Origin of the sequence: Clostridium algidicarnis DSM 15099 (assembly GCF_002934235.1) — a bacterium.
Lineage (GTDB): Bacteria > Bacillota > Clostridia > Clostridiales > Clostridiaceae > Clostridium_L > Clostridium_L algidicarnis.
Genome location: NZ_PTIS01000019.1, coordinates 43,984 through 52,085 on the forward strand (window position 1 = coordinate 43,984; position 8,102 = coordinate 52,085).

Annotated in this window: 7 protein-coding genes; all 7 read left to right on the forward strand. The window is 30.8% G+C overall.

The window, feature by feature from the left end; genetic code table 11:
- The first annotated feature begins 385 nt into the window (after nt 1-385).
- The 7 genes from BD821_RS11495 (at nt 386) to BD821_RS11525 (ending at nt 7,770) form a co-directional block, all read left to right on the forward strand.
- Nucleotides 386-853, forward strand: a complete 468-nt coding sequence (locus BD821_RS11495; RefSeq protein ID WP_029451629.1) for a MarR family winged helix-turn-helix transcriptional regulator — start codon at nt 386-388, stop codon at nt 851-853.
- Nucleotides 854-873: 20 nt separating this feature from the next.
- Nucleotides 874-2,601, forward strand: a complete 1,728-nt coding sequence (locus BD821_RS11500) for an ABC transporter ATP-binding protein (RefSeq protein ID WP_104410597.1) — start codon at nt 874-876, stop codon at nt 2,599-2,601.
- Entirely contained in the window at nt 2,598-4,598 is a 2,001-nt protein-coding gene (locus tag BD821_RS11505) for an ABC transporter ATP-binding protein (RefSeq protein WP_104410598.1), read from the forward strand. The genes BD821_RS11500 and BD821_RS11505 overlap by 4 nt, the downstream gene beginning before the upstream one ends.
- Nucleotides 4,599-4,808: 210 nt before the next feature.
- On the forward strand, nt 4,809-5,642 hold the full coding sequence (locus tag BD821_RS11510; RefSeq protein WP_104410599.1) for a CsxC family protein: 834 nt from the start codon (nt 4,809-4,811) through the stop codon (nt 5,640-5,642).
- A 166-nt stretch (nt 5,643-5,808) separates the two neighbouring features.
- A complete protein-coding gene (locus BD821_RS11515) occupies nt 5,809-6,705 on the forward strand; it encodes a CsxC family protein (protein ID WP_104410600.1) in 897 nt (298 codons plus the stop codon).
- Nucleotides 6,706-6,810: 105 nt separating this feature from the next.
- Nucleotides 6,811-7,392, forward strand: a complete 582-nt coding sequence (locus BD821_RS11520) for a DUF4489 domain-containing protein (protein ID WP_104410601.1) — start codon at nt 6,811-6,813, stop codon at nt 7,390-7,392.
- Nucleotides 7,393-7,515: 123 nt separating this feature from the next.
- A complete protein-coding gene (locus BD821_RS11525; protein ID WP_104410602.1) occupies nt 7,516-7,770 on the forward strand; it encodes a hypothetical protein in 255 nt (84 codons plus the stop codon).
- The last annotated feature ends 332 nt before the right edge of the window (nt 7,771-8,102 follow it).

Sequence of the window (8,102 nt, forward strand, 5' to 3'; positions counted from 1 at the left end):
GAGTGTCTTTATATTAGCAGAGTTCTTTGCTTTACAGAGTACATTTATTAATATTAAAGCTCAACCAGGGGATAAATTATGGTAACTTAATATAGTATAAAAATATAAATTTATAGTTAGGGGACTAATCAAAGATTAGGGAGAAACTTTTAAATTAAAGGCTATACAAAAATACAAAGATAAATATTTGCAATAATAAAAAGAAAGTAAGTGTTAAAGCTAAGTGTGCAGAATGCGCCATAGAATGGTTACGTATACATTAATAACAAATTACTAATGGTAATAACTTGTTAAAAGATTTATAATAAAAGGTTATTGACTAATATATATATATAGGTGATAATATTTATTATGGTTAGTCGACTAACTAGTTAGGAGGAGTTAAATGGATAGTTATGATCACGATTCTTTATACAACACATTTTACCAAGTCATAAGATTTCACTATCATCGTACACATATGTTACTTGATGAAATTGGAATTTATCCTGGTCAACCACCAATGTTATTAGCATTATCCAAGGAAAATGGCCAAAGTCAAAAAGAATTAGCTAAGAAACTTAATATTAAACCTGCGACTATTACTGTGATGCTTAAAAGAATGGAAAAAGCTAAACTTGTGGAACGTCGTCAAGATTCATTAGATCAAAGAATATCAAGGGTATATATAACTGAGCAAGGGGAAGAAGCCTGGAAAGATGTTCATGAAGTTATGAGAACCATAGACAAAGAATGTTTTAGTAATTTTACACAAGAAGAGCAGATGTTACTAAGACGGTTATTAATGCAAGTAAGGGATAATCTTATGGATTCCTGTGATATAAAGCTAAATGTTAATAATACAAAAATTTAAATTGTTGGAGATGATTACTTATGATTAAGTTATTTAAAAATTTAAAGCCATTCAAAGTACCCATAATTTTGGTACTTGTATTGGTATTTTTCCAGTCCCTTTCTGAGTTATATTTACCTACATTGATGTCAGATATAGTAAATAATGGGATAGTAAACGGAGATACAGACTATATATTAAAAATAGGGGGATTTATGTTATTAGTTGCACTAGGTGGAACTATATGTACTATTACTGCAAGCTTTTTATCATCAAAGGTAGCTACAGGATTTGGTAGAGATCTTAGAAAAGGACTTTTTACTAAGGTAGAAGGTTTCTCCATAGAAGAGTTCGATAAGCTTGGAACATCATCGCTTATTACTAGAACTACTAATGATATTACTCAAGTTCAACAGGTTCTTGTAATTATTATGCGTATGATGATAAGTGCACCTATGATGTGCATTGGTGGTATTATTATGGCGGTTTCAAAGGATAGGAAGCTTTCTATTATTATTGTAGTAGTTATACCAGTATTAATTGGAATTATAACTATTATAGCAAGAAAGGGACTGCCACTTTTTAAATCAATGCAAATAAAACTTGATAAGCTAAATTTAGTATTACGTGAAGGTCTTACAGGTATTAGAGTAATACGTGCTTTTAACCGTAACGATCATGAAAGAGAGAGATTTAATGAAGCAAACCATGACCTTACAAGTACAGCTATTAAGGTAAATAAGCTTATGTCTATATTAATGCCGTTAATGATGCTGGTAATGAACTTTACTACAATTGCAATTATATGGTTTGGAGCAAAACGTATTGATGCTGGGAATATGCAGGTGGGAGACTTGATGGCATTTATACAATATGTTATGCAAATAATGTTTTCATTAATTATGGTTTCTATGATGTTTATTATGATACCAAGAGCTTCAGTTTCAGCATCAAGAATTAATGAAGTTTTAGATATTGTTCCAGTGATAAATGATCCTAAAGATATTAAAAAGGCAGTATCAAAGAAAGGTTATGTTGAATTTAAAAATGTAAGTTTCAATTATCCAGGATCAGAAAGTTCTGTTATAAGAGATATTTCTTTTAGTGCGGCACCTGGAGAAACCACTGCAATTATTGGTGGTACTGGTTCAGGTAAATCTACAATCGTAAGTCTTATACCAAGATTTTATGATATTAACAGTGGAAGTATCTTAATTAATGGAGTAGATTTAAGAGATATGTCTCAAGGCGAACTTAGATCTAAAATAGGATTTGTACCTCAAAAAGCAGTATTATTTACAGGTACTATTTCAGATAATATAAGATATGGTAAAGAGGATGCTACAGAAGATGAAATAAAGAAAGCAGCTAATATAGCTCAAGCTACAGATTTTATATCAAATATGGAAGAGGGATTTAATTCAGTGATAGCTCAAGGAGGTACTAATGTTTCTGGTGGACAAAAGCAACGTTTATCTATTGCTCGTGCCTTGGTTAGAAGACCTGAAATATACATCTTTGATGATAGTTTTTCTGCTCTTGATTTTAAAACAGATGCAAAGCTTAGAGCTGTACTAAAAGATGAAACTAAAGAATCTACAGTAATAATTGTAGCTCAAAGGGTAAGTACTGTTATAGATGCAGATAGAATTATAGTTTTAGATGAGGGAAACATAGTAGGTATGGGTACTCATAAAGAACTTTTAACTAGTTGTGATGTATATCATGAGATTGTATCCTCACAACTTTCAGAGGAGGAAATAGCATGATGGAAGATAGACAAAAAAGACATAAGACTCAAGCTAAAGGACCTATGGGTGGTGGGCCTGCCATGGGTAGACCAGTAGAAAAGGCAAAAGATTTTAAAGGTACAATGAAGAGGCTTATTACTTATTTAAGACCTCGAAGAGTAAGTCTTATAGTAGTTTTTATATTTGCTATATTAAGTACAGTTTTTAGTATAGTTAGTCCAAAGGTTATGGGAAAGGCTACAACTAAGCTATTTGAAGGAATTATGGGGAAAATGGCACTAGAAAAGCTATTGCCACAGTTAGATACACTTACTAAATTATCAAAGAATCCAGCAACGGCTACTCCAGATGTGGCAAATAGTATATCAGCAGTTAATAAAAAGATATCTGAAATAATGAGTTTAAATGGCGGAAAAATAGATTTCGATTATATTGCACATATAGTTTTTATATTAATAGGTCTTTATGCTATTAGTGCTATATTTGCATATGTACAACAATATGTAATGGCAGGGGTTGCTCAAAAGACTGTTTTTAATATGAGAAAAGACGTAGATGAGAAGCTTTCACGTCTACCCCTTAAGTATTTTGATTCTCACACTCATGGTGAAATATTAAGTCGTGTAACCAATGATATAGATACTGTTTCTAGTACGCTTCAACAGAGTTTAACACAACTTATTACATCGGTAGTTACTATAATTGGTATTATTGTAATGATGTTAACTATAAGCCCTATACTAACTCTTGTTACAATTGTAACCTTACCATTATCTATTTTTGTAACAACAAATATAGCAAAGCGTTCACAAAAATACTTTGCAGATCAACAAAATGCTTTAGGACGCCTTAATGGGCATGTTGAAGAAATGTATACAGGTCATAAGATAGTAAAGGCTTTTGGACATGAACAAATATCCATAGGAGAATTTGACGATATAAATGAGGAACTTTATAATGTAGGATGGAAGGCACAATTTATTTCGGGTATAATTATGCCACTTATGAATTTTATAAACAATATAGGATATGTTCTTGTATGTGTGGTAGGTGGTATATTTGTAACAAAAGGGAGAATTAATCTAGGAGATATACAAGCATTTATTCAATATTCAAGGCAATTTGGTCAGCCAATAGTTCAAACAGCTAATATAGTTAATATATTACAATCTACTGTGGCTGCGGCAGAACGTGTTTTTGAAGTTTTAGATGAAGTTGAAGAAATTCAAGATGCTGATATTACACAAGTTATTGAGTCACCTAAAGGTGAGGTGAAATTTGAAAATGTAAACTTTGGATATGAAAAAGATGCTATGCTTATAGAGAATATGAACATAGATGTGAAACCGGGGCAAACCATTGCTATTGTAGGGCCTACAGGAGCAGGTAAGACAACTATTGTAAATTTACTTATGCGTTTTTATGAAATAGATGAAGGAAAAATAACTATTGATGGAATTGATATAAGAGATTTAAAACGAGGAAATTTAAGAAATATATTTGGAATGGTGCTTCAAGACACCTGGTTATTTAATGGAACGATAAGAGATAACATAGGGTATGGACGCCTTGGGGCTACAGAAGATGAAATTATCTTAGCGGCAAAGGCAGCTCATGCAGATCATTTCATTAGGACATTGCCAGAAGGTTATGATACTATTCTTAATGAAGAAGCGTCTAATATATCTCAAGGACAAAAGCAACTATTAACTATTGCAAGAGCAATACTATTAGATCCATCTGTATTGATATTAGATGAAGCTACAAGTAGCGTAGATACTAGAACAGAAATATATATACAAAAGGCCATGACAAAGCTTATGCAAGGACGAACAAGTTTTGTTATAGCACATAGATTATCAACTATCCGTGGTGCAGATTTAATACTTGTTATGAATAATGGAAGTATTATAGAAAAGGGAAGTCATGAAGAACTGTTAGAAGATAATGGATTTTATGCAGATCTTTACAATAGTCAATTTAAAGGTGCGAGGCTAGAAGAAGAGGCTATTTAATGAATAAGATCTGGTTTTTAATTAATATATGTATTGGAAGATTTGAAGGTATGAATAAATATTAAGATATAAAGGATAAGATTTAAAAGGGACTACATTCAATGTGGTTCCTTTTTTAATTTATAGCAACATTACTATAAGTGCCAATTGCAATCATTGTGAATAATATAGTATTACATAATGTTTTAGAAGTAATATGGAGGGATATATATGGGGGAAAAAGATATTAGTAGCAATGATAAAGAAAACATTGACGGTAAAAAAAGGTGTGATTCAATGGTTATAGATTCAGAAGTTTTAAGTACATGTAATAGTAAGTGTCATGCTCTAACGGGCTCTACAGGGCCACTAATAGCTAAAGTTCCTGTGATTTTATCTGATGTAGAAGTAGAGATCAATGTAGAGTCTGAAATAGAATTAGAAAAGACAGATATAAATGTAATAAATATTGATAAAGAGGTTTTTGTAAAGGAATGTAAGCTTATTCCTTATACAAACAAGATATTTATAGAAGGCTATGTGGAAAAGAACATACAAGTTTCTAATAATGATTGTACTAATAAAGCAAGTGAAGGTAACAAGATAGAATATACAGTAGTTAATTCTCCATTTAAATGTGTAACAGAAATTGAATTTTTTAGAAACCCATTATATGGCGAAAGCTATAAAGAAAGATTAAATGGTTTAGATAAAAATACGCTTTGCAAAAATAATAAGGAAGATTCATGGATTCATTACAGTAAATTATATGAACCGGTTTATTGTGAGTGTGAATATGCGAAGATATTAGAAATAGATGCCTTGGATAGTAAAGATAATGGAATGAAGTGTTTAGATAAAAAGGAAGGGTGTAAAAAGATACTAGAGAAAATGGTTATATTTATAAGATTTAAAGTAATTCAAAATCAACAAGTCTTTATACCAGAATTCCATGGAGATGTAATGGCTATAGAAAGTTGTAACAATAACTCTATTCATAAATATACTAGAAATGATGATAAAGATAAAAGCAATGTAACTGTAGCATTTGGCGAAAATGAATGAATAATGACAAATGGTTATAGTGAATTAAAATGAATTTAGTATATTTAAGTAATAATATGTAACAACTTATATTCTCAAGAATAATATGCTATTAGATATAAAATCTTAGAATTCATAAAAAGATCTTAAGAGTTTATATACAAAGGACTATAAAGGGGATGAGTTTATGTTTGAAAGTAATTTAATTAATGGATGTAATGATCCAAATATATCTCCTAATTGCAATAATTCAAAAGTAGTGAGTTCAAATCATTTAGGTGAATGTAGTAATGAATGTTATACACCATTTGGAAGACCAGGTCCTATGGTGGTTAAAGTTCCCGTAGTGTTAGCAGATTGTAAAATACAAATTGATATAGAGTCTGATATTAGACTAGAAAAGGAAGCCTTTGATGTAAAGACAATAGATAAGCATGTATGTATTACTCAGTGTCATCTAGTGCCTCATACAAATAAGGTTTTCATATCTGGACATGTACAGAAAAATATTCAATACTCTACTGTAGATTGTGACAATGCTACAAGTGTAAGTGGAAGTGTGTTGCACTCAACATTTAATATTCCGTTTAAGTGTGTAACAGCAGTTAAATTTGATAAGGAACCAATATTTGGATCCTATTGTAAAAGAGAATCAAGTGTATTAGATAAAAGTATGCTTTGTGAAAGTAATAAAGAACAGAGCTGGCAACATTACAATGATTATTATGAGCGTATTTTTTGTGAGTTAGAGTGGTCAAATATTCTAGAAACAGATATCTTCCATGGTGATAGAAGATGTGGTGGAGATTTTAGTAAAGAGAGATGTTTTAGAGATATAACTGAGAAAATGGTAGTATATTTACGCATTAAGTTATTACAAAACCAACCTGTATATATAGGAGAACCTGAATGTAAGGTTGATATGATAGAAGATTGTAATTGTAAATGTGGAAAACACCATAAGGCTGAAAGATGTAGTTGTAATAATCAAAAACAATACGATGTGTGTAATGATGATATTGAAATAGGATGTAATTCTGGAATGGGTGTTGTAGGAAGACTTCGAGGGCAAAAGCGTTATTAATTGTTTACAAGGGGTTACTTTAATACTTGTATATTACAGTAATGGATTTATCCTGTAAGAAGGCTAGAAAGTTAAAGTTTATGATAATAAGGGAGGAAACTATTTATGAAATTATACTATAAGGGATCACAAGAAGAGGAAGAAAGATGCGATTGCAATAAAGGACATGATGATAATAGATGCGATGAGAACAATGAGTGCTGTGATAAGCATAAATATGCACATTGCTGTCCAAAGAGCCCATGCCCATATCCAATACTTTTTGAATGCACTCAAGGAACAGGTACCTCAATAAGTAAAACTAATGAAAACTTTCAACCAAGATCTTTAGGATGCATTACTATAGATACAAGCTGCTTAAAGAATCCAGTAGTGAAGGTAGACTTTTCGAGTACTATTAAATATAAAGATAACTCAAACACTGAACCGACAACATTATTATTTGGATTATTTAAAAATTGTGATGATAAACAAGAAATACCTTGTGGAACCTGGCAATATACAATAGCATTCAATCAAGCTAATGAAGAACTTACAACTGCATTTTGCTTTAGTCATTGCGAATGTGGTAGTTGTCCAGGATGTTGTGTATACACTGTTAAGATAATAGAGGCTGTAAACGAAAATGGAGATACGTTAATAATAAGTGATCCTTCACTTTCAGTTATAGCTAAATCATCACATTAAATTTAATATTACAATAAGTGGGAAGATTCTTTTGAGGTCTTTCCACTTATTTTCAAGTTGAAAGTGGAACGACGGGGGAGCTATTTCATATATTGTAATTATCAATAATAAGGAGATTATTATATGGGAAAAAGAGAAAGGCGAAGAAAGTATAAAGATGTAGACGCTAGAAATCTAGGTGTAAATCAAAATTTAGAACATAAAAATCCAAATATAATAACAGAGAAGGAACTTATTATTATTATTATATTAAAGCTATTAAGTGAAAAGTTAAAGCAAAATGATAGTGTTATAAATAAGGATTTACAAACAAAAGGTAACCTAAAAGAAGGTGTTGATTTTCGAAAAGATAATGGGGTTGATGTAAATCCACGATAGTGTTAACTAATCTATGAAAAAACAGATTAAAACTTTTTAGTTTTAAATTACACTTTGAAAAGTGAAAATGTGCTCTAAAATAATGAGGTATTACTTTTTCTTTCACCAGAACTTTTAAATTTATTCTGGAAAATTAAAAAAGAGCAACAAGAATACACCTTTTCAGACTGTTTACTTTTAACAAAATGCTGATAGGTGAAAATAATTTGATTATATCTATACAACTTGATTTTTTACTATAAGTTGTTGTGAAAGTTCAATTAACTTTTGCCATTTTCCTGGCATGGTAGAAATTCTTTCAAGCTCAGGGATGGGGTTTAATGGTTCAAAGT

What these genes read in the sequence shown, in the direction of transcription:
- BD821_RS11495 (WP_029451629.1), top strand. Translation starts at nt 386, where the DNA reads ATGGATAGTTATGATCACGATTCTTTATACAACACATTTTACCAAGTC.
- BD821_RS11500 (WP_104410597.1), top strand. Translation starts at nt 874, where the DNA reads ATGATTAAGTTATTTAAAAATTTAAAGCCATTCAAAGTACCCATAATT.
- BD821_RS11505 (WP_104410598.1), top strand. Translation starts at nt 2,598, where the DNA reads ATGATGGAAGATAGACAAAAAAGACATAAGACTCAAGCTAAAGGACCT.
- BD821_RS11510 (WP_104410599.1), top strand. Translation starts at nt 4,809, where the DNA reads ATGGGGGAAAAAGATATTAGTAGCAATGATAAAGAAAACATTGACGGT.
- BD821_RS11515 (WP_104410600.1), top strand. Translation starts at nt 5,809, where the DNA reads ATGTTTGAAAGTAATTTAATTAATGGATGTAATGATCCAAATATATCT.
- BD821_RS11520 (WP_104410601.1), top strand. Translation starts at nt 6,811, where the DNA reads ATGAAATTATACTATAAGGGATCACAAGAAGAGGAAGAAAGATGCGAT.
- BD821_RS11525 (WP_104410602.1), top strand. Translation starts at nt 7,516, where the DNA reads ATGGGAAAAAGAGAAAGGCGAAGAAAGTATAAAGATGTAGACGCTAGA.